Below are 20,595 nucleotides of genomic sequence, written 5' to 3'. Positions count from 1 at the left end.
ATGACGGGCCCGCGGTACCAATCCGGTCCGCCCTCCGTGCGGAGACCGGGCCGACGGCGGCCACCGCCCCGGATGTCCAGACATGATCATATTGTTGCACTTGCACAACGTCTTTCGATCTGACTGGACAAGAAGTTGCCTCTCCGATCACGATGAACGGCGCAGCATCGCGGTCCGGTTGGGGGGCAAACCGCTCAGATCCTGACGTTCCTCCGTTCCATCCGCGTCCCCGCACCATCAGCAGTGTCAACGGAGGAAAAACCGCCATGAGTTTCGGCGCGCCCAACTCGCCCTACGGCCGGCCCGACGACGGGCAGCAGGGCTACGGCCAACCGCAGACCCCGCCGGGCGTCCCCCCGCAGGGCGTCCCCCCGCAGCAGCCCGGCTACGGCTACCCCCAGCAGCCCGGTTACCCGCAGCAGCCCGGATACCCCCAGCAGCCGGGGTACCCGCAGCAGCCCGGCTACGGCTACGGCATGCCGCCGGCCTACGCGAACTGGGGCCAGCGCGTCCTCGCCCGGCTGGTCGACAGCCTGATCTACATGGTTCCGTACCTGCTTGTCCTGTTCGGCGACAACAGCCCGTTCCTCGCCATGATCGGCTTCCTCGGCTGCGTCGGCGTGTTCGTCTGGCTGGTGATCATGGAGGGCAAGACCGGCCAGACCATCGGCAAGAAGGCGGTCGGCATCCGCACGCTGAAGGAGGAGACCGGGCAGCCGCTCGGCGGCGGCATGGCGTTCGTGCGCCAGCTGGCCCACTTCCTGGACAGCCTGCCCTGCTACCTCGGCTACCTGTGGCCGGCCTGGGACTCCAAGCGCCAGACCTTCGCCGACAAGGTGTGCGGCTCGATCGTGATCCGCTCGAACTGAGCCCGTCCGGCCCGGTCCGGTCGGATCGGGCCGGGTCAGGTCGGATCGGGCCGGGTCAGGTCGGATCGGGTCAGGTCGGATCGGGTCGGGGCAGGTCACGTCAGGTTCGGTCCCGTCCGGGGCAGACCTGGCCGGACCCGACCCGACGGCTACGACGGAGGGCGGCCTCCACCCCGCGCGGGGTGGAGGCCGCCCTCCGTCGTACTGCCCGACGGCCGGTCGCCGGGCGCTCGGCGACCGGCGACCGGCCGGAGCGTCAGTGGAAGAAGTGCCGCGTCCCCGTGAAGTACATCGTGACGCCCGCCTTCCGCGCGGCCTCCACGACCTGCTCGTCGCGGACCGAACCGCCCGGCTGCACCACGGCCTTGACCCCGGCCGAGACGAGGATCTCCAGTCCGTCGGGGAAGGGGAAGAAGGCGTCGGAGGCGGCGTAGGAGCCGCGTGCCCGGTCCTCGCCCGCCCGCTCCACCGCGAGCTTCGCGGAGTCGACGCGGTTGACCTGGCCCATGCCGACACCGACGGAGGCGCCGTCCTTGGCGAGCAGGATGGCGTTGGACTTCACCGCGCGGCAGGCCCGCCAGGCGAAGGCCAGCTCGGCGAGTTCCGGCGCGGAGAGCGCCTCGCCCGTCGCGAGCGTCCAGTTGCCGGGGTCGTCGCCCTCGGCCTGGAGGCGGTCGGCGGCCTGGAGCAGTGCGCCGCCGTCGACGGCCCTGACCTCGACGGGCGCGGCCGGGGCGGCCGGTGCCCGCAGGACGCGGATGTTCTTCTTCCTGGCGAGGGCCTCCAGCGCGCCCTCCTCGTAGTCCGGGGCGACGATGACCTCGGTGAAGATCTCCGCGACCTGCTCGGCCATCTCCCTGCTGACCGGCCGGTTGACGGCGATGACCCCGCCGAACGCGGACAGCGGGTCGCAGGCGTGGGCCTTGCGGTGCGCCTCGGCGACGTCCGCGCCGACCGCGATGCCGCACGGGTTGGCGTGCTTGATGATCGCGACAGCCGGCTCGTCGTGGTCGTACGCGGCACGGCGCGCGGCGTCGGTGTCCGTGTAGTTGTTGTACGACATCTCCTTGCCGTGCAGCTGCTCCGCCTCGGCCAGGCCGCCGCCCGTGCCGTCCACGTAGAGCGCCGCCGGCTGGTGCGGGTTCTCGCCGTAGCGCAGGGTGCTGCGGCGCTCCCAGGTGGCGCCCAGGAAGTCGGGGAACGGCGACGCGTCGACGGGCGCGTAGGACGACGCGAACCAGCTCGCCACCGCCACGTCGTAGGCCGCCGTGTGCTGGAACGCCTCGGCGGCCAGCCGCTTGCGGGCGGCCAGGTCGAAGCCGCCGCCCCGGACGGCCGCCAGGACGTCGGCGTACCGGGCGGGGCTGGTGACCACGGCCACCGACGGGTGGTTCTTGGCGGCCGCGCGGACCATGGACGGGCCGCCGATGTCGATCTGCTCGACGCACTCGTCGGGCGACGCTCCCGAGGCGACGGTCTCCCGGAACGGGTAGAGGTTCACGACCACCAGGTCGAACGGCTCCACGCCCAGCTCGGCGAGCTGCTCGCGGTGGCTGTCCAGCCGGAGGTCGGCGAGGATGCCGGCGTGCACCTTCGGGTGCAGGGTCTTCACCCGGCCGTCCAGGCACTCGGGGAATCCGGTGAGCTCTTCGACCCTGGTGACCGGGACCCCGGCCGCGGCGATCCGCCCGGCGGTGGACCCGGTGGAGACCAGCTCGACGCCGGCCTCGTGCAGCCCCCGCGCGAGGTCCTCCAGACCGGTCTTGTCGTAGACGCTGACGAGCGCCCTGCGCATCGGCCTCTTGTTGCTCTCGGCGGTCACTGGATAACTACCTTTCGTCCCTCGATGCGATAGCCGTTGCGGGCGAGCCGCCCCACGACGTCGACGAGCAGCCTGCGCTCGACTTCCTTGATGCGCTCGTGCAGAGCGCTCTCGTCGTCCTCGTCCCGGACCTCGACCACGCCCTGGGCGATGATCGGTCCGGTGTCGACGCCGTCGTCGACGAAGTGGACGGTGCAGCCGGTGACCCTGGCGCCGTACGCGAGCGCGTCCCGCACGCCGTGGGCCCCGGGAAAACTGGGCAGGAGAGCCGGATGGGTGTTCACGAACCGGCCGCCGAAGCGGGCCAGGAACTCCTTGCCGACGATCTTCATGAAGCCCGCCGAGACCACCAGGTCGGGCTGGTACGCGGCCACCGCCTCGGTGAGCGCGGCATCCCACTCCTCGCGGCCGGCGTGGTCCTTGACCCGGCACACGAAGGTCGGCAGCCCGGCCCGCTCGGCACGGGCGAGCCCCTCGATGCCCGCCCGGTCGGCGCCCACGGCCACGACCTCGGCGCCGTACGCCTCCGGGCCGACGGCGGCGATCTCGTCGAGGAGTGCCTGGAGGTTGGTGCCGGATCCGGAGACCAGCACGACGAGGCGCTTGGCCACGGGCTTGGCGGCCACGGCGGGGCCCTTTCTCGGGGGTGCGACGGGAGGGGCCGGGGTGCACGTCCGTTGCGTCTGTACGTTCGTACGAATGCTTCGCGCCCTCCGATACGGGGAAGCCTACGAAGCGGTCGGCCGTCAGCAACGATACCGGCACTCCGGGCGGCCCCCACGGGACGGGGGCGTGGCCGGGAGGTAGCGTCTGGGGGAGCCGGACCGGGAACGTGCCTCGCGCGCGGTGCGTTGAGCAGTCGACGGGCCCGGTCGAGCTGGCATCGTCGGTCGTTGTCGCGCCGCCGTCGCCGCCCGTCCGTGTCAGCACCAGCCAGGCCAGTCGTCACCGCGTTCCTCACCGCCAGTCCCCGTCACCAGTCCCCGTCACCAGTCCTCGTCACCAGTTGTCATCACCAGTTGTCATCACCAAAGGGAAGACGCTCTCTTGATGCCGGATCGCAGCCTGCGACTTCTCACGCTCCCCCCGCTGTCGGCGCAGGGAGGGGGGAGCGGCGGCCTGCTGCTGCGGGAGCGCCCCTCCTCGCCGCCCGACGCCCCCTCGGGCGGATCGTCCTCCGGGTCCTCGGGGTCCGCAGGGTCTTCGGGGTCTTCGGGGTCCTCCGGTTCCCCGGGGGCGTCCGGTGGTTCCGACGACCGCGGCCGCGAGGGCGGGCCCGGCCAGGACGACAACCCCTTCGCCCCGCCGCCGGAGGGCACCCCGGACCGACCGTGGCAGCCTCGCCACCGGCCGTCCGGCGACGACTCCGGCGAGGGCTCCGGTGACGACCGTGGCGACGACTCGTCCTGGGGCCCCCGGTGGAGCGACCGCCAGCCCGGCCGCTCCTCCGGCGGCTTCGGCGACCGACCCCGCGGCGACCAGAACGGCGGCCCCGGAGGCGGCCGGCCGGGCCCCCCGATGCGCTGGGACCCCACCGACCCCGCCCAACGCCGCGCACGCTACGCGCTGCTGTCCGGCATGTGGGCCTTCTTCTTCGCCCTCTTCGGCTGGCCGTACGTGGCCCTGCTGCTCGGCGCGCTCGCCCTGTACTGGGGCATCAGCTCGCTGCGCACCCGCCCGCGCACACCCGACCCGGACCAGCCCGCCCCCGCCCCGCAGGGCCGTCCGCAGACCACCGCCGCCGTCAGCGGTCTGGTCACCGGGTCCCTCGCACTCGCCCTCGTCGCGGCGACCTTCACCGCTCAGCTCGTCTACCGCGACTACTACACCTGCACCAAGGACGCCCTCACCAACGAGGCGAAGCAGGCGTGCAGCGAGCTCCTGCCGGAGGAACTGCGCGGCGTGCTGGGGACCGACAGCTGAGACGCTGACCGCAGAGGTCCGCCGCAGGGGCACGGCCTGCCGCCGGTCCGGCACGCCGATACGGCGGCGAGACCGCCAAGCAGACCGGACCGGACCCGCCGCGGCTCCACCGCGCCCTGAGGGGACGCCGGGAACTGCGCGGACAGCCACGACGGCGCCGCGGTCGCACGACGGCGCACCGCGGCACCTTGAGCGGGGAGCCTAGGGCGTGTTTCGAAAGTAGCGTCGTCTGCCCGAAGGGCAGGCCTGGCGGCGTCTGGTGCGTGCGATCGCAAGGCGGAGGGTCGCCCCGATACTGGATGTATCGGGGCGAGCCCGACAACGCGGCGAGCGTGCGTGCCAGACGCCGCCAGGCAGGCGGGACTTTCGAAACACGCCCTAGTCGCATCGGCCCGGCAGGTCGGTCGGCGGCGGCTCCCCCGGACTCCCCGGGACCCGGCCTTCCGGAATCGGGCTCCCCGGGGCCGGACCTTCCGGAAACGGGCTCCCTGGGGCTGGGCTCGCTCCGGCCGGACTCTCCTGTCCTTGCCCCTCCTTCTCCGGCGCCCCGGGGGTCTGGCCCGGTGCCGCCGCCTCCTCCAGGGCCCTCCAGCGGGCGCGGCGCGAGTCGTCATCGTGCCGGAAGTCGTGCCGGAAGTCGCGCCGGGAGTCGCGCCGGGAGTCGTGCCAGGGCGGGTGCGGGTGCGGCACGGACTCCGGGTGAGGACCGGCCGGGAGCAGATCGTACGGCTCCTCGGCCGGGTGCCCGTCCGGGGCGGCGCCGCTCTCCGGGCCCCCTGGTTCCCCGGGCCCCGCGGACCCCGCGTCCCCACCGTCGGCCGGCCCACCGACCGGCTGCGCTCCATCCGCACCAGCCGCATCACCCGGAGACAGGGGCGTCGTCGTCCGGGCGCGCTGCCGGGCGATGCGTACCCGCAGCGGCACCCGGTCACGGCAGCGCCACGCACGCCCGGTCACGGCCACCGGCAGCGCCACCAGCCCGCCCCAGAGCAGCGCCGCCACCCCGGCCTGCCACCACACCGGGCCGAACCGGGCGAGCGCGGCCACCCCGAGCGGGCCGCCCGACAGTGCGGCCGCCCCGGCCAGCCCGGCAGCGCACAGGGCGACCGCGACGCCGGTCACCCGCACCAGCCGGCCCCGGGACCACACCTCTCCGCCCGTCCGCCCGCCCGTCCGCGAGTCCGTCCGCGGGTCCGTCCGCGGGTCTGTCCGCGAGTCCGTCCGCCGTTTCGTCCGTCCGGCCGGCCGCCCGTGCCGCGCATCCCTCTTCCCCGGCGCCGCCGCGCGGGCCGTGAACCAGCCCAGCGCCATCCCGGCCGCCAGCGGCACCCCCGCCGCCGACCAGGTCAGCGGCGAGCCGGGACCCGGCTCCGGGACCGCCGCCAGCAGCGGGAAGGGCGGCAGCAGCGGAGCCGGGTCGGAGTGCAGCGGATGCGTCAGATGCCCGGCCGCCAGCGCGAAGCCGGGGCCGAGGGCGTAGCAGGCGGACCAGATCACGGCGTTGGGCAGCAGGGCCAGGCAGAGCAGCAGCACCGCGAACCGGCCCGACCAGCCCTCCGTCAGCTGCGCGAAGGACGCTCTGGCCGCCTCCCCGTGCCAGACCAGGGACGCCGCGAGCAGCAGCGCCCCGCCGCCGAGGTGCACGCTCAGACCGACCGCCGCCGACCGGACCGCCGTGGCGAACCGGTCGCGCCGGTCCGGGTCCAGGGCGCGGCGGCGCGGCCCGGCGGGCAGCAGGAGCAGCAGCCCGGCCAAGGGGTCTCCGGGGCGGCCGTACGCCGTCCACACTCCCGCCCCGGCCGCGGCCGTCGCGACGAGCGGCAGACAGACGCAGGTCCAGGGCCAGTCGGGGCGCAGGTCGCCGCCCGCCGCGTACAGCGCGGCGAGCGCGGCGACGGCCAGATAGCCGAGCACCACCCCCGCCCACGCCGTACGCCATCCCACCGGCGGCGCGTCCTCCGTGCCGTCCGCAGCGTCCCGCGCCGCCCGGTGCAGCAGCCACAGCGGCAGGACGAGCAGCAGCAGGGGAACCACTCCCACCGGGGCGGGCAGCCCGGAGAGCGTGTCGGCGCGGACCAGTTCGGCGCCGTGCGCCAGCAGCCACAGCGCGGCCGCGACATGCAGCGCGCCGCCCGGCCCGCCGTCGGGGTACGGCGAGCTGACCCACAGCAGCATCACCGGCACCGCGCACATCCCGAGGCCGAGACCCGCGGCCAGCGCACCACCCAGGAGGCTGGCGGCCACTCCGGGCGAACGTCCGCGCATCCGGGTGAGCAGGAGCGACAACGGCGGTCGACGTGCGGTCAGCGGCATCACGCCCGTCATGCTCCCAACGACACGCGCTTTCCCGTCGTAACGGGCAAACCTCCGACGTGTCACCCAATATATGTTTATGTTCCTTATTGCCCGAAGGGGCGCCCTGTGACACAGAGCCCTGCGACCCCCCTCCCGCCGCCGAAGGAACGCCGACGCCTGCGTGAGGCCGCCTCACTGACCCAGAGTCAGCTCGCGGAGCGGATGGGTGTCTCCCGCGAGACGGTCCGTGCGTGGGAGACCGGCCGCACCACGCCGCGCGGCCGCAAGCGGGAGGCGTACGCCAGGCTCCTGGCCACGCTCGACCGCGCCCCCGCCGAGCCGCAGACCGTGGGAGCCGTTGCCGCCGGGGCGGCGTCCGGTGGACCGGCGTCCGGCGCGGAGGCCGCTGTGACGGCACGTCAGCCGGAGGACCACGGGGGAGGCAGCGACAGCGGGCGGGACGGTGCGGTCGAGGCCACGCTGGGCGGTGCGGTCGAGGCCACGCTGCGGCAGCCTGCCCTCCCCGCGGTGAAGGCCGCTCCCCGGCCCCTGGCCGCGCCCGCGCAGGCGACGACGGCAACGGCGGCAGGCGCGGTGACGACGGCCGCGGCGGCACCGGCGGGGTCCGGGCCGGAGACCGGGAGCCCCCTCACGCCCGACCAGGCCTTCGACGCGCTGTACTCCCTCTGCGCACCCGCCCTGGTACGGCAGACCTATCTGCTCGGCGGGCGGCGCGAGCTGGCCCGGGAGGCGGTCGAGCGGTCGTTCCAGCTGGCCTGGGACCGCTGGCCCGAGGTGGCCGTGGACCCGGACCCGGCGGGCTGGGTGCGGGCGGCGGCGTACGAGTACGCCCTGTCCCCCTGGCACCGCTTCCGGCCGCGCTACCGGCATCCCGAGCCGCCGCCGGCCGACGCCTCCGACCGCGCCCTGCTGGACGCCCTGCTGCAGCTGCCGCCGCCCTACCGGCGCACGCTCGTCCTGCACGACGGGGTGGGGCTGCGGCTGCCCGAGACCGCGGCGGAGACCGAGGCGAGCACGCCGGCCGCGGCGCACCGCCTGCTGCACGCGCGTGCGGAGGTCGCGGCGCGGCTCCCTGAGCTGTCGGATCCCGTCGTGCTGGGCCGGCGCCTCGCCGAGCTGGCCTCCACCGAGCGGCTGCGGGCCGCCCGGCCCGTGGTCGTCCGGGACGGCAGCGAACGCCGGGCGCGGTTCTGGACCCGGGCCGCGATCGCCGTCACGGTCGCGATCGTCGGCGCCACCGCGCTGACCGTGCGCACCGCGCCCACGCACTACGAGCCGCCGGTCGCACCGGGCGAGACCGTGCGCGGCCTGCCGCCCAGGTCCGCGCCCGGCCCGCTGTCGGAGGCGGAGCTGGAACTGCGCGCCAAGCTGCGGCGGGAAGCGGCGAACGGCCCGGAACGCCTGATGCCGATGAGCCGATGAGCCGGTGAGCCGGTGAGCCGGTGAGCCGGTGAGCCGGTGAGCCGGGACCGCCGCGGCGGCCGGTCCGGTCACGGTGCCGCCGACGGGCGGACAGGCGCGAGGCCCGCGCCCCGGACGGGGTGCGGGCCTCGCGCCGTGCGGCGTGCGCCTGGGACGTGCGCCTGAGGGCGGCGCCGTCAGCCGGCGAGGATCTCGCGCGCCAGCTTGGCGGTCTCGGTCGGGGTCTTGCCGACCTTGACCCCGGCGGCCTCCAGGGCCTCCTTCTTCGCCTGGGCGGTGCCGGAGGAGCCGGAGACGATGGCGCCGGCGTGGCCCATGGTCTTGCCCTCGGGCGCGGTGAAGCCCGCGACGTAGCCGACGACCGGCTTGGTCACGTTGTCCTTGATGAAGGCCGCGGCCCGCTCCTCGGCGTCGCCGCCGATCTCGCCGATCATGACGATCAGGTCGGTGTCGGGGTCCTCCTGGAAGGCGGCCAGGGCGTCGATGTGCGTGGTGCCGATGATCGGGTCGCCACCGATGCCGACGGCCGTGGAGAAGCCGATGTCGCGCAGCTCGTACATCATCTGGTACGTCAGCGTGCCGGACTTCGAGACCAGGCCGATGCGGCCCGGCTTGGTGATGTCGCCCGGGATGATGCCGACGTTCGACTGGCCCGGGGTGATGATGCCGGGGCAGTTCGGGCCGATGATGCGGGTCTTGTCGCCCTTCTTGCCGGCGTACGCCCAGAAGGCGGCTGTGTCGTGCACGGCGATGCCCTCGGTGATCACGACGGCCAGCGGGATCTCGGCGTCGATGGCCTCGACGACCGCGTCCTTGGTGAACTTCTCCGGCACGAAGATGACGGAGACGTTGGCGCCGGTGGCCTCGATGGCCTCCTTGACGGTGCCGAAGACCGGTACCTCGGTGCCGTCGAAGTCCACCGTGGTGCCCGCCTTGCGCGGGTTCACGCCGCCCACGACGTTGGTGCCGTCGCCGAGCATGAGCCTGGTGTGCTTCATGCCGGTGGCGCCGGTCATGCCCTGGACGATGACCTTGCTGTCCTTGTTGAGCCAGATAGCCATGGTGTGTTGTGTCCTCGTCCTGAGTGCTTAGTTGGCGGCGTGGGCCAGCTCGGCGGCCTTGGCGGCCGCACCGTCCATGGTGTCGACGCGCTGCACCAGCGGGTGGTTGGCGTCCGTGAGGATCTGCCGGCCCAGCTCGGCGTTGTTGCCGTCGAGACGGACCACCAGCGGCTTGGAGACGTTCTCGCCGCGGTCCTCCAGGAGCTTCAGCGCCTGCACGATGCCGTTGGCGACCTCGTCGCAGGCGGTGATGCCGCCGAAGACGTTGACGAAGACGGACTTGACGTCCGGGTCGCCGAGGATGATCTCCAGGCCGTTGGCCATGACCTGGGCGGAGGCGCCGCCGCCGATGTCGAGGAAGTTGGCGGGCTTGACACCGCCGTGGTTCTCACCGGCGTACGCGACGACGTCCAGGGTGCTCATGACGAGACCCGCGCCGTTGCCGATGATGCCGACCTCGCCGTCGAGCTTGACGTAGTTGAGGTTCTTCTCCTTGGCGGCCGCCTCCAGCGGGTTGGCGGCGGCCTTGTCGTGGAGCTCCTCGTACTCGGGGTGGCGGAACTCGGCGTTGTCGTCGAGCGACACCTTGCCGTCGAGGGCGAGCACCTCGCCGGAGGCGACCTTCGCCAGCGGGTTGACCTCGACGAGGAGGGCGTCCGACTTGATGAACGTGTCCCAGAGCCTGACCAGGACGTTGACGACCTTGTCGGCGACCTCGGCGGGGAACTTCGCGGCCTCGACGATCTCGCGGGCCTTCGCCTCGTCCACACCGTCGATCGGGTCGATCGGGGTCTTGGCGACGGCCTCCGGACGCGTGGCCGCCACCTCCTCGATCTCCACGCCGCCCTCGACGGAGGCGATGGAGAGGAAGGTGCGGTTGGCACGGTCGAGGAGGAAGGAGACGTAGTACTCCTCGACGATCTCCGGCGCGGTCTCGGCGATCATGACCTTGTGGACCGTGTGGCCCTTGATGTCCATGCCGAGGATGTCCGTCGCGCGCGCCACGGCCTCGTCCGGCGTGGCGGCGAGCTTCACGCCACCGGCCTTGCCGCGGCCACCGACCTTCACCTGCGCCTTGACGACGGACTTGCCGCCCAGACGCTCGGTGATCTCGCGCGCCGCCTCAGGCGTGTCGATGACTTCACCGGCCAGCACCGGTACATCGTGCTTGGCGAAGAGGTCCCTCGCCTGGTACTCGAACAGGTCCACGCGCTTCCGTCCCTATCAGTGATCTCGCGGTTCGTTGGATGCGTGGGCGTGCCGCGAAGGGCAACGTGACGTCCGCTGTGTCACAAGGGGGGCGCACACGGTGACCGAGCGCGCGGCATGTCCGTCTCGCAGGTTATCGCTGCTTCCGGGAGGCCTCGAAATCAAGGGTCGCCCCTGAGCGGTGATACCTGTCACACGATGCCGCACCCGATGACACGCCGTGCCGGTGGGCCGGCGCCGGGGGTGAGGCCCCACCGGACCGGGGTCGGCCCGGTGGGGCCTGGTGGGGCCTGGTGGGGCCTGGTGCGGCGCGGTGCCCCGCCTCCGTGCGGAGGCGGGGCCGGGGATCCCCCGTCCCCGGGGAGGTTCCCGGTCCCGTGGCCGCGGCCCGGGCCCGGACGCGTCCGACGGCTTTCGGCCGTCCGGGGGTGCAAAGGCCTCGGGTACGGGGTCCCGGCGCGGCGGTGTCGGCGCCCCCTGGCAGGCGGGGGATTCCGGCCGGAGGCACGCTCCCGCCGACGGGCACGGTCCGGCCGGGGTCCCGCCGGACGGCGGGAGGTGCGGGCAGGGCGACACGTCCGGGCAGGCCGGTGCCACGACGGCCGGGGCGGCGTTCCCGCCGACGGGCACGATCCGGCCGGGGTCCCGCCGGACGGCGGGAGGTGCGGGCAGGGCGACACGTCCGGGCAGGCCGGTGCCACGACGGCCGGGGCGGCGTTCCGGCGGAGCGGCCGGCGGGCTCGTCACACGGTGTCCGGCAGCGGCAGCGGACGCTGTTCGATCGCGGCGGCCATCACCTCCGGGAACAGGTCGGGCGTGCAGGCGAAGGCCGGCACCCCCAGCTCGGCCAGCGCGGCCGCACGCTCCCGGTCGTAGGCCGGGGTGCCCTCGTCCGACAGCGCGAGCAGGACCACGAACCGCACCCCGGACGCCTGCATCGACGCCACCCGCCGCAGCATCTCGTCGCGCAGGCCCCCTTCGTACAGGTCGCTGACGAGCACGACCACGGTCTCCGCGGGGCGGGTGATGCGCTGCTGGCAGTAGGCGAGCGCCCGGCTGATGTCGGTGCCCCCGCCGAGCTGGGTGCCGAACAGGACGTCGACCGGGTCGTCGAGCCGGTCGGTGAGGTCGGCGACCTCGGTGTCGAAGACCACGAGCCGGGTGCCGAGCGACGGCAGGGACGCCAGCACCGCCCCGAACACCGAGGCGTACACCACCGACGCGGCCATCGACCCGGACTGGTCGACGCAGAGCACGACCTCCTTGCGCACCGACCGGGCGGCCCGCCCGTGGCCGACGAGCCGCTCCGGCACGACCGTGCGGTGCTCGGGCAGGTAGTGCCGGAGGTTGGCGGCGATGGTGCGGTTCCAGTCGATGTCCTGGTGGCGCGGGCGCCGGACCCGGGAGCTGCGGTCGAGGGCGCCGCCGAGGACGGCCCGGGTCCGTGCCGCCAGCCGCTTCTCCAGGTCCTCGACGACCCGGCGGACGACGGCCCGCGCGGTCTCCCGCGCGGCCTCGGGCATCACGCCGCCGAGCGACAGCAGCGTGCCGACCAGATGCACGTCCGGTTCGACCGCCGCCAGCATCTCCGGTTCCAGCAGCAGCGTGGCCAGGCCGAGCCGGTCGATGGCGTCGCGCTGCATGACCTGCACGACCGAGGCGGGGAAGTACGTGCGGATGTCGCCGAGCCAGCGCGCCACAGAGGGCGCCGACGCCCCGAGGCCCGCCGCCCGCTCGCGGCCCTCGCGCGGCCGGTCCGGTGCGCCGTAGAGCGCGGTGAGTGTCCCGTCCATCGCGGCGTCCCGGCCGTCGAGCACACACCCGGTGCCGTCGGCCGCCTCCCCGCCCAGGACGAGCCGCCACCGCCGCGACCGCTCCCGCGCCGCCGCGTCGTCCCCTCGCTCCGTCATGCGCCCACCTCCCTCGGTTCGGTGTCGTCGAGCCCCAGCAGGAGCCGGACGGCCGGCAGCACCGCGTCGGCCCGCCCGGCGTCCAGGCCGTCCGCGAAGCCCGGCGCGGGCCCGGTGGCGGCCGCGGCCCGCCCGCCCGGCCCGCCCCGGACCAGTTCGCCGAGGGTGCGGCGCACGCCGGGCTCGAACCGGGCGAAGGTACGGCGCAGCAGCGGCAGCACATCGGTGAAGGCCGCGGCGGGCACCCCGGTCAGCCAGCCGTCGACCAGGTCGAGCAGCGGCCCGTCGTGCACGAGCAGCAGCCCGCCGCCCGCACCGCCGGCGAAGCCCTCGATCCAGGCGGCGGCCTCGGCGGGCGGGGTTCCCCGGGACAGCGCCGCCCCCATCAGCCGCGCCGCCTCCGCCCCGGGCAGCCCGCCGCCGTCGAGCAGCAGCCGGACGGCCCGGCCCCGGATCGCGCCGGGCACGGTGTCCCGCCGGGACAGCACCCCGAGCACCGCCCGCCACCGGGTCCGCAGTCCGGCCCGGCACGCCGGGCCCGGCAGGTCCTCGTCCGCCAGCAGCCCCACCGCCCCGTGCACGGCGTCGACGTGGCCGCGCATCTCCTCGGCCGCCTCCACGCCCAGCCCGGTGCAGGCCGGGGGCAGTCCGACGAAGACCCGCCCGGCGAGGCCGGCGGTGACCTCCGCGAGGGCGCCGGTGTCGGTTCCGCGTACGTCCCCGTAGCGCAGCGCCCGGACCAGGGCGGGCAGGGCCTGCGCGAGATGACCGACGTCCGTGTCGAGCGCGGCGCGGTCGGCGAGGGCCCGCATCACCGCGGGCAGCGCCTCCGGCAGGGCGGCCGGCAGGCACCGCTCGGCCAGCGCGGTCACCTCGGCCAGGGTCGGCGCGGCGGCCGCGTCGGCCTCCGCGCGGGCCTGCGCCGCGGACCGCACGGTCGTGCCCCACACCCCGGCCTCGGCGACCCGCAGCGACAGCTCCGGCTCCCAGGCCAGCCGCCAGGTCTCCCGGAACGTCCCCGTGCCGCCGTGGGAGGCCAGCGGCTCGCCCCACGGCACGTCCAGCAGCCGCAGCCGGTGCAGGAGTCCGCTGCGCCGCGCGTCGGTCTCCTTGCGCAGGTCGAGGTCCAGTTCCCGCGGCTCCGCCGCCGGCCGGAGGCGGAGCCGCCGCTGGAGCCGGTCGAGGTCCCGCTGCAGGGGCACCGCCGGCGCCGAGGCGGGTACCCGCCCCAGGACGTCGCCCACCACCAGCCGGTCCCGTATCAGGGCCATCGGCAGGTCCGAGCCCTCGCACATCACCGCCCGGACCGCGTCCGTGGTCTCGCTCAGGCCGGGCAGCGGGCGGCCGCGCAGCGCGGCGAGGGTCCCGGCCAGCCGCACCGCCTCGATGACGTGCGCGGGGGAGACGGCCCGGCCCTCGTCCCGCAGCAGCCCGGCCGCCCTGGCCAGCCACCGCTCGACGGGCCGGTCCGGTGCCTCGAACAGGTGCCCGTACCAGCCCGGCGCGTCGACACCCGCCCCGTACCCGCCGGCCCGTGCCAGCCGGCGGTGCGTCCACGGCACCCAGGTCAGTTCGGCCCGTACCTTGGCGAGCCCCTTCAGCAGCGCCCGGTCCGCGGCGAGTGTGGTGCGCCGCCGCAGCGCGGGAACGTGCCACGCTCCGCACACCACGGCCACCCGGTCGCCGAACTCCCGCCGTGCGGCCCGCACCCGGAGCCGCATGTGCGCCTCCCGGAGGAGGTCCCGGTCGTGGCCCGCGTCGCCGTACTCCTCCCGCAGCGCGCCCATCGCCTCCTCGACCGCGGCGAACGGCGCGAGCGGGTCGGCGCGGCCCGGGCCCCGGTGCTCGACGACGTCCTCCCACCAGCGTTCGGGGTCGTCGTGGCCGGCGAGACCGGCGAGCACGGCGAGCGGATCGAGCCGGACCGCACCGGCGGGACGGGGCCCGCCCGTCGGCCCGGCCGCCGCGGTGGGCCCGGGCCCACCGCCGGGCCCGGCCGCCGCGGCCGTGGGCCCGGCCGCCGCGGCCGTGGGCCCGGCCGCCGCGGCCGTGGGGTCGGCGGGCGTGGCCGTGGGGTCGGCGGGCGTGGCCCCGGCGGCGGGCTCCGCCGCCGGGGCAGGCGTGTCCTCCGGCACGGCCCGGGCCAGCGTGTGAGCGGCGGGCAGGTCGATGAAGCGCACCGGAACGCCGTGCTGAAGGGCCCAGCGCAGGGCCGTCCACTCCGGGGAGAACCCGGCCATCGGCCAGAACGCCGACCGGCCGGGCTCGTCCACGGCGTGGGCGAGCAGTGCCACCGGCGGCCGCATGGCGGGGTCCGCGGCCAGCGGCACGAGTGCGTCGGCCTCCGGCGGCCCCTCGATCAGGACGGCCCGGGGCCGCACCGCGTCGAGCGCGGCCCGCACGGCCCGGGCGGAACCCGGGCCGTGGTGCCGTACCCCCAGCAGCACGGGTGCGGCCGCACCGCTCGTCCGCTCAGCTCCGCGCATGCCCGCTCCCCGGGCGGGCCGAGCGGTCCCGGGCACGCCGTGGCCATCTCGTGTCGTCGTCGCGGTCCGGGCGGCGGGCCGCCGGCACCGCCGCGGCCGTGCACCGCTTCGTGGCCTGTCCCCGGATGGAGGTGTTGTCGCTCATGCGGCCACCTCCCGGCAGGCCCGGTAGAGGTCGCCCCAGCCGTCCCGCTCCCGGACCACCGCCTCCAGGTACTCCTGCCAGACCACTTGGTCGGAGACGGGGTCCCGTACCACGGCGCCGAGCAGGCCGGCGGCGATGTCACCCGGCCGCAGCACACCGTCGCCGAAGTGCGCGGCCAGCGCGAGCCCGCTGGTCACGACGGAGATCGCCTCGGCCGTGGAGAGGGTGCCGCTGGGCGACTTCACCTTCGTCCGGCCGTCGGCGGTGACCCCGCCGCGCAGTTCGCGGAAGACGGTCACCACCCGGCGGATCTCGGCGGCCCCGTCGGGGACCGAGGGCAGGTCGAGGGAGCGGCCGATCTGGTCGACGCGCCGCGCCACGATGTCGACCTCCGCGTCGACGGTCTCCGGCAGCGGCAGCACCACGGTGTTGAAGCGGCGGCGCAGCGCGCTGGACAGGTCGTTGACCCCGCGGTCGCGGTCGTTGGCGGTGGCGATGAGGTTGAACCCGCGGACCGCCTGCACCTCCTGGCCCAGTTCCGGTATCGGCAGGGTCTTCTCGGACAGGATCGTGATGAGGGTGTCCTGCACGTCGGCCGGGATGCGGGTCAGCTCCTCGATCCGGACCGTCATGCCGTCGGCCATCGCCCGCATGACCGGACTGGGCACGAGGGCTTCTCGGCTGGGGCCGCCGGCGAGGAGCCGCGCGTAGTTCCAGCCGTAGCGGACGGCTTCCTCCGGGGTGCCCGCGGTGCCCTGCACCAGCAGGGTGGAGTCCCCGCTGACGGCCGCGGCCAGGTGCTCGGAGACCCAGGTCTTCGCCGTGCCGGGGACACCGAGGAGCAGCAGGGCCCGGTCGGTGGCGAGGGTGGTGACCGCGACCTCGACCAGGCGGCGCGGGCCGACGTACTTCGGCGTGATCACGGTGCCGTCGGGCAGGGTGCCGCCCAGCAGATAGCGGGCCACGGCCCACGGCGACAGCTTCCAGCGGGCCGGGCGCGGACGGTCGTCGTGCGCGGCCAGCGCGGCGAGTTCCGCGGCGAAGGCGTGCTCGGCGTGCGGCCGCAGCACCTGTGTGTCGGATCCGACCGGTCCGGCGGACCCGACGGGACCGGCCGGCGCGCAGCGCTCGCCGGCCGCCGCCGGACGGCCGGTCCGGGCCGGACCGGCGGCCCGGACCGGATCACCGTCGTGCGCCGGACCGGCGGTGTGCGTCAGGTCGGCGGTGTGCGCCAGGTCGGCGGTACGTGCCGGACCGCCGGTCGGCGTCGGATCGGTGGTCTTCGCGGGTTCGTCGGGCGTCGGACGTTCGGGCGTCGGACGTTCGGTCGTCGGACCGGTGGTCATCGGTCCGGTGGACATCGGTCCGGTGGACATCGGATCGTCAGGCTTCGTTTCGACGGACACGGACATGGCTGAGTGCCCCCTCCGGCTCGGCCGGTTCGGATCTGGCAACCACCGTGCACCACACCACTGACAATGCGATCCGACCTGCGAGAACGCCTGCTCAGGGCCGATTGTCAGTGGGGCGTTCTACCTTCGACGACATGACACAGCAGGAGGTGCGCTGGACGGCGGACCAGGTGCTGGCACTGGCGCCTGACGCCGCGTCACGCGCGGCGGGAAGCAGGCTCGGCGCGGCCGGGTCGTGGTCCGGCACGGGCAGTTCGTCCGAGGGGGCGGTGTGGGGTGTGTGCGCGGGCGGCGGCGGCCGGCCGCACCGCACGGCCGTCGACCTCGCGGACCCCTCCGGCCCGGCGTACACGTGCAGTTGCCGCAGTCGGCGAGCCCCGTGCCGGCACGCGCTCGGGCTGCTGCTGTTGTGGGCGGACGGGAAGGGTGCCGGAGTGCCACGGGGGCGGGCACCGGACTGGGCCGGGCGGTGGATACGGGAGAGCGGAGCACGAGCGGAGCGGGAAGGAGGCGTCGAGGCAGCCGGCCGGGCAGACGGCCACGGCCAGGGAGACGGCGGCGGCCGGGCAGACGGCGACGGCCGGGGCGAGGACACCACCGGATCGGGCGCCGGTACCTCTGCCGGCGCGGGGAGTCCGGGCACCGCCTCCCCCGATGCCGGGGCCGCGCTCCGCCGGGCGGAGCGACGGGCCGGACGGATCACCGCGGGGGCCATGGAGATGGAGCAGCGCCTCGCGGACCTGCTGCGGGGCGGGCTGGCGGCGGCACATCAGGCGGGGCCGGGACCGTGGGAGGAGACGGCGGCCCGCATGGTCGACGCCCAGGCCCCCGGACTGGCCTCCCGGGCCCGCGAGTCGGGGGCGGTCGTCTCCTCCGGACAGGGCTGGCCGGTGCGCCTGCTGGAGGAGTGCGCGATGCTGCACCTCCTCGCCCGGGGATGGCTGCACCGCGATCGGCTGCCCGCGGAACTGGCCGCTGCCGTCCGCTCCCGCGTCGGACTCACCGCCCGCGCCGAGGGTCCGCCGCTTCGGGACCGCTGGTTGGTTCTCGCCCAGTACGACACCGCCGACGCGATACTGACGACGCGCCGGATATGGCTGTACGGCACCAGCTCCGGCAGGACGGTGCTGCTGCTCTCCTACGGTGCCGCCGGCCGGCCTCCGGAGATGGCGCTGCCGGTGGGGATGGCCCTGGACGCGGAGGTGTCCGCCTACCCCTGGTCGTCCCGCGGCGCCCTGGGGGAGCGGTTCGCCCCGCCGGAGCCCACGGCGGCGCGGCCGCCGGGCGTGTCCGTGACGCGGGCTCTCGCCCGGTACGGCGAGGCGGTGCGCCGCGACCCGTGGCGGGAGTCGGTCCCGGTCACCCTCGACGAGGTGGTGCCCGTCCCGGACGGCGACTCCTGGCAGCTGGCCGACTCCGGTGCGGACGCGGCCCTGCCGCTCACCCCGGCCGCCCGCACCCGGCCCGGCCTGTGGCGGCTCGTCTCCCTGTCCGGCGGTGCCCCGGTCAGGGTCTTCGGCACCTGCGGTCACCGCGGCTTCACCCCGCTGGCCGCCTGGCCGGAGGGCACGGGTGCGGCCGTCGCCCTGTACTGATCCGACCCGCGCGCAAGGGAACCCGCTCCGGCGCCGGGGGCGCGGGCTCGTGACACGGCCCGGCCAGGTCGCGCCCGCCGAGCGGAATGCAGAAGGAGAGGGAAGAACGAGCAAAGAGAGAAGAGAGACGAAGAGGGACGAAGAGAGAAGAAGAGAGAAGAGAGAGGACGCCGACCATGAGAGAAGGCAGACCTTGACCGGCCCGGCCGGCTCCTCGGACGCGGCCGCACCCGGCCTCTGGGAGGAACTCGTCACCACGGCCCTGCTGGGCACGGACCGCCGCAGCCCGCCCACCGGCGCGGACCCGGCGGGGTCGCCGGTCCCCCCGGCCCCGACAGGGCCGGCACCGGCCGGCCCGGACCTGCCGGGGCCGCCGCCCGCCGGGTCCGGCGGTGGCCGGGTGCCCGCCCCCGTCGCACTGCTGGACGCGGCGGCGCGGGAGACCGTACGGCGGCGGGCGGGGCTGCGGCCCGGGCGGGCGGGGCGACGGCTGGACCCGCTCCCGGCCGATCCGCGCCCCGCGCTGCCGGGCGCCGCGGCCCGGCGCCTCGCGGAGCTGCTGGCGGACCGGCCCGGCCCGGCCGGTGGCGGACGCCGCGCCTCCGCACCGGATCTGCGGGAGCTGCTGCCGCAGTGGCTGGCCCTGGCCAACGCCCGGGGGTACGCGGCACCGCCGGAGCTGCTGCCCGCGCTGCTGGACACGGCCAGGGGCCGCACCGACCTGCGGTCCGCGGTTCTGGTCTTCGCGGGCGGGCGTGCCGGATGGCTGGCTCGCCTCAACCCGGACTGGCGGTTCGTGCTGCGCGCTCTCCCCGGGTGCGGTGCGCTGCGGCCCGGCCCCGAGGACGCGGAGGAGGTGCGGCGGCTGTGGGAGGAGGGGCTGTTCACCGAACGGGCCGCGCTGCTCGGCGCGCTGCGCTCCCGAGGGCGCGCCGCCGCGCGCGAACTGCTGGCGTCGACGTGGGAGACGGAACGGGCCGAGGACCGGCTGATGTTCCTCGACTCGCTGCGGGTGGGGCTTCACCCGGCCGACGAGCCCTTCCTGGAACGGGCGTTGGACGACCGGAGCCGCAACGTGCGGGCCACGGCCGCGGAGTTGCTGTCGGCGCTGCCGCAGTCGGCGCTCGCCGGGCGGATGGCGGTGCGCGCCCTGGCGTGCGTGGCCCTGGACCGCACGCTCCCCTCGCCCACGATCGGGGTTGAAGCACCTCACGAGTGCGATCCGAGCATGGAGCGGGACGGTGTCGTGGCCAGGGCTCCGGCGGGACGGGGTGAACGCTCATGGTGGCTGGGCCAGTTGGTGGAGGCCGCTCCGCTCGGCAGCTGGGCCGGGCGGCTCGGCGGCCGTACCCCGCGGGAGATCGTGGCGCTGCCGGTCGCGGACGGCTGGCGGGAGGACCTGCACGCGGCCTGGTGCCGGGCCTCGGTCCGGCAGCGGGACGCCGCCTGGTCGCGGGCGCTGCTGGGGCCGCCGTCCGCACCCGAGGCGGGTGGTCCGGGCGCGGTCTCGCTGGCGGAGCGGGCCCGGCTGCTGGACACCCTGGAGCCGGGAGAACGGGCCGACTGGGTGGCCGGGTTCATCGCGACACACGGGCTGTCGGAGGCGTTCCAGCTGCTCGGCGTGTGTGCGGTGCCGTGGGCGGAGCCGCTCGGCCGGGCCGTGGTCGACGCCCTCGACATCGCGCGGGACGCCGGCAGCTACCCCTGGAGTTTCAGCGGGGTCATGGGGCTGGCGGAGCGGTGCCTGGACCCGGCGGAGGCCGGCCGGCTCGACGGTCTGCTCGCGGTTCCGGAGGAACCGGAGGACGGCTCCCCCGGCGCCGGCGGCTACTGGGCGGAAGCCTTCCAGCGGCTGGCCGCAACCCTCCGCCTGCGCGCGGCGATGGCGGAGGAACTGGGCCCGCCGCAGCCCCGGCCGCAGCCCCGGCGAAGCGACGTCTGACCTGGTCCCCTCCCCCGGCGGACCCTCTCGGCCCCGGTCACTCGCCCCGGGTGGCCCCGCCCCGGCCCCGGGCCTTGCGGCGTCCGGGCCGGCCGGACGCCCGGACCCGGCGCCCGGCCGTGTCGGGGGCGGCGGGGGCGGCCCGGGGGCGGCCCGGGGGCGGCCCGGGGGTGTGGCGCCGGCGGTGCCGTCCGCCCGGAGGGCGGGGCTCACGCCGTCCGGAACGGCGCATCGCGGACCGGACGGGCGCCCGCGGACCGGACGGCCGCCGGGTCCGGGCGTCCGGCCGGGCGCCATGCCGGGCAGCGCGGGCCGGACGGGGGCTTCGCCGTGCGCCCCGAAGGCCGCCGCGGCGCCGAACCGCTCCACGCAGGCGGGCGGGACGGGCCGCAACGCACCGGGGCCACGGCCCGGACCCATCCGGGCGACCCGGCGGCCGCAACGGCGCTCTACCCCCGCGCCCCGGCGGGCGGACGGGCCGTG

At 75.7% G+C, this 20,595-nt stretch carries 13 protein-coding genes; 5 read left to right on the top strand and 8 right to left on the bottom strand.

The genetic code is table 11. The features are described 5' to 3' along the window. Positions 1-266: 266 nt before the first annotated feature. Complete coding sequence (locus AC5K6T_RS01455) at positions 267-869, top strand: RDD family protein (RefSeq protein ID WP_493204905.1); 603 nt, start codon at positions 267-269, stop codon at positions 867-869. Positions 870-1,125: 256 nt separating this feature from the next. Here the strand turns inward: AC5K6T_RS01455 and purH are convergent, their stop codons facing one another. Together purH and purN are read right to left on the bottom strand one after the other, a co-directional pair. Beyond that, a complete protein-coding gene (purH, locus tag AC5K6T_RS01450; protein WP_493204903.1) occupies positions 1,126-2,691 on the bottom strand; it encodes a bifunctional phosphoribosylaminoimidazolecarboxamide formyltransferase/IMP cyclohydrolase in 1,566 nt (521 codons plus the stop codon). Beyond that, the gene (gene purN / locus AC5K6T_RS01445; protein ID WP_493204902.1) at positions 2,688-3,317 is read right to left on the bottom strand and encodes a phosphoribosylglycinamide formyltransferase; all 630 of its coding nucleotides are present in this window, start codon (positions 3,315-3,317) and stop codon (positions 2,688-2,690) included. Before purN ends, purH begins: the two co-directional genes overlap by 4 nt. A gap of 424 nt (positions 3,318-3,741) precedes the next feature. On the opposite strand from purN, the gene AC5K6T_RS01440 reads away from it, so the two are divergent. Next, positions 3,742-4,614 carry a hypothetical protein gene (locus AC5K6T_RS01440; protein WP_493204901.1) on the top strand — a complete coding sequence of 291 codons (873 nt, stop codon included), beginning with the start codon at positions 3,742-3,744 and terminating at the stop codon, positions 4,612-4,614. Positions 4,615-4,992: 378 nt separating this feature from the next. On the opposite strand, the gene AC5K6T_RS01435 is transcribed toward AC5K6T_RS01440, so the two are convergent. Next, entirely contained in the window at positions 4,993-6,939 is a 1,947-nt protein-coding gene (locus AC5K6T_RS01435) for a cell division protein PerM (protein ID WP_493204899.1), read from the bottom strand. Between the two features lie 96 nt (positions 6,940-7,035). On the opposite strand from AC5K6T_RS01435, the gene AC5K6T_RS01430 reads away from it, so the two are divergent. Then, positions 7,036-8,352, top strand: a complete 1,317-nt coding sequence (locus tag AC5K6T_RS01430; RefSeq protein ID WP_493204898.1) for a sigma factor-like helix-turn-helix DNA-binding protein — start codon at positions 7,036-7,038, stop codon at positions 8,350-8,352. 176 nt (positions 8,353-8,528) lie between these two features. Here AC5K6T_RS01430 and sucD read toward each other — a convergent pair whose 3' ends face one another. From sucD to AC5K6T_RS01405, 5 genes are all read right to left on the bottom strand, one after another. Next, positions 8,529-9,413, bottom strand: a complete 885-nt coding sequence (gene sucD / locus AC5K6T_RS01425) for a succinate--CoA ligase subunit alpha (protein ID WP_493204897.1) — start codon at positions 9,411-9,413, stop codon at positions 8,529-8,531. 27 nt (positions 9,414-9,440) lie between these two features. Next, a complete protein-coding gene (sucC, locus tag AC5K6T_RS01420; protein ID WP_493204896.1) occupies positions 9,441-10,622 on the bottom strand; it encodes an ADP-forming succinate--CoA ligase subunit beta in 1,182 nt (393 codons plus the stop codon). Between the two features lie 743 nt (positions 10,623-11,365). After that, on the bottom strand, positions 11,366-12,532 hold the full coding sequence (locus AC5K6T_RS01415) for a VWA domain-containing protein (RefSeq protein WP_493204895.1): 1,167 nt from the start codon (positions 12,530-12,532) through the stop codon (positions 11,366-11,368). Then, positions 12,529-15,018 (bottom strand): DUF5682 family protein, encoded by a 2,490-nt coding sequence (locus AC5K6T_RS01410; RefSeq protein WP_493204893.1) that lies wholly within the window; start codon positions 15,016-15,018, stop codon positions 12,529-12,531. The genes AC5K6T_RS01415 and AC5K6T_RS01410 overlap by 4 nt, the downstream gene beginning before the upstream one ends. Before the next feature lie 141 nt (positions 15,019-15,159). Further along, entirely contained in the window at positions 15,160-16,524 is a 1,365-nt protein-coding gene (locus AC5K6T_RS01405) for an ATP-binding protein (RefSeq protein ID WP_493204892.1), read from the bottom strand. Positions 16,525-16,709: 185 nt separating this feature from the next. Here AC5K6T_RS01405 and AC5K6T_RS01400 point away from each other — a divergent pair, with 185 nt between their 5' ends. Together AC5K6T_RS01400 and AC5K6T_RS01395 are read left to right on the top strand one after the other, a co-directional pair. Further along, positions 16,710-18,170 carry an SWIM zinc finger family protein gene (locus AC5K6T_RS01400; RefSeq protein ID WP_493204891.1) on the top strand — a complete coding sequence of 487 codons (1,461 nt, stop codon included), beginning with the start codon at positions 16,710-16,712 and terminating at the stop codon, positions 18,168-18,170. A 193-nt stretch (positions 18,171-18,363) separates the two neighbouring features. Then, the gene (locus tag AC5K6T_RS01395) at positions 18,364-20,112 is read left to right on the top strand and encodes a DUF5691 domain-containing protein (protein ID WP_493204890.1); all 1,749 of its coding nucleotides are present in this window, start codon (positions 18,364-18,366) and stop codon (positions 20,110-20,112) included. Positions 20,113-20,595 lie beyond the last annotated feature (483 nt).

It is taken from the genome of Streptomyces sp. B8-7, from assembly GCF_058833805.1.
The sequence above is the reverse complement of the archived record's forward strand: the minus strand, read 5'-3'. Positions and strand labels throughout refer to the sequence as shown.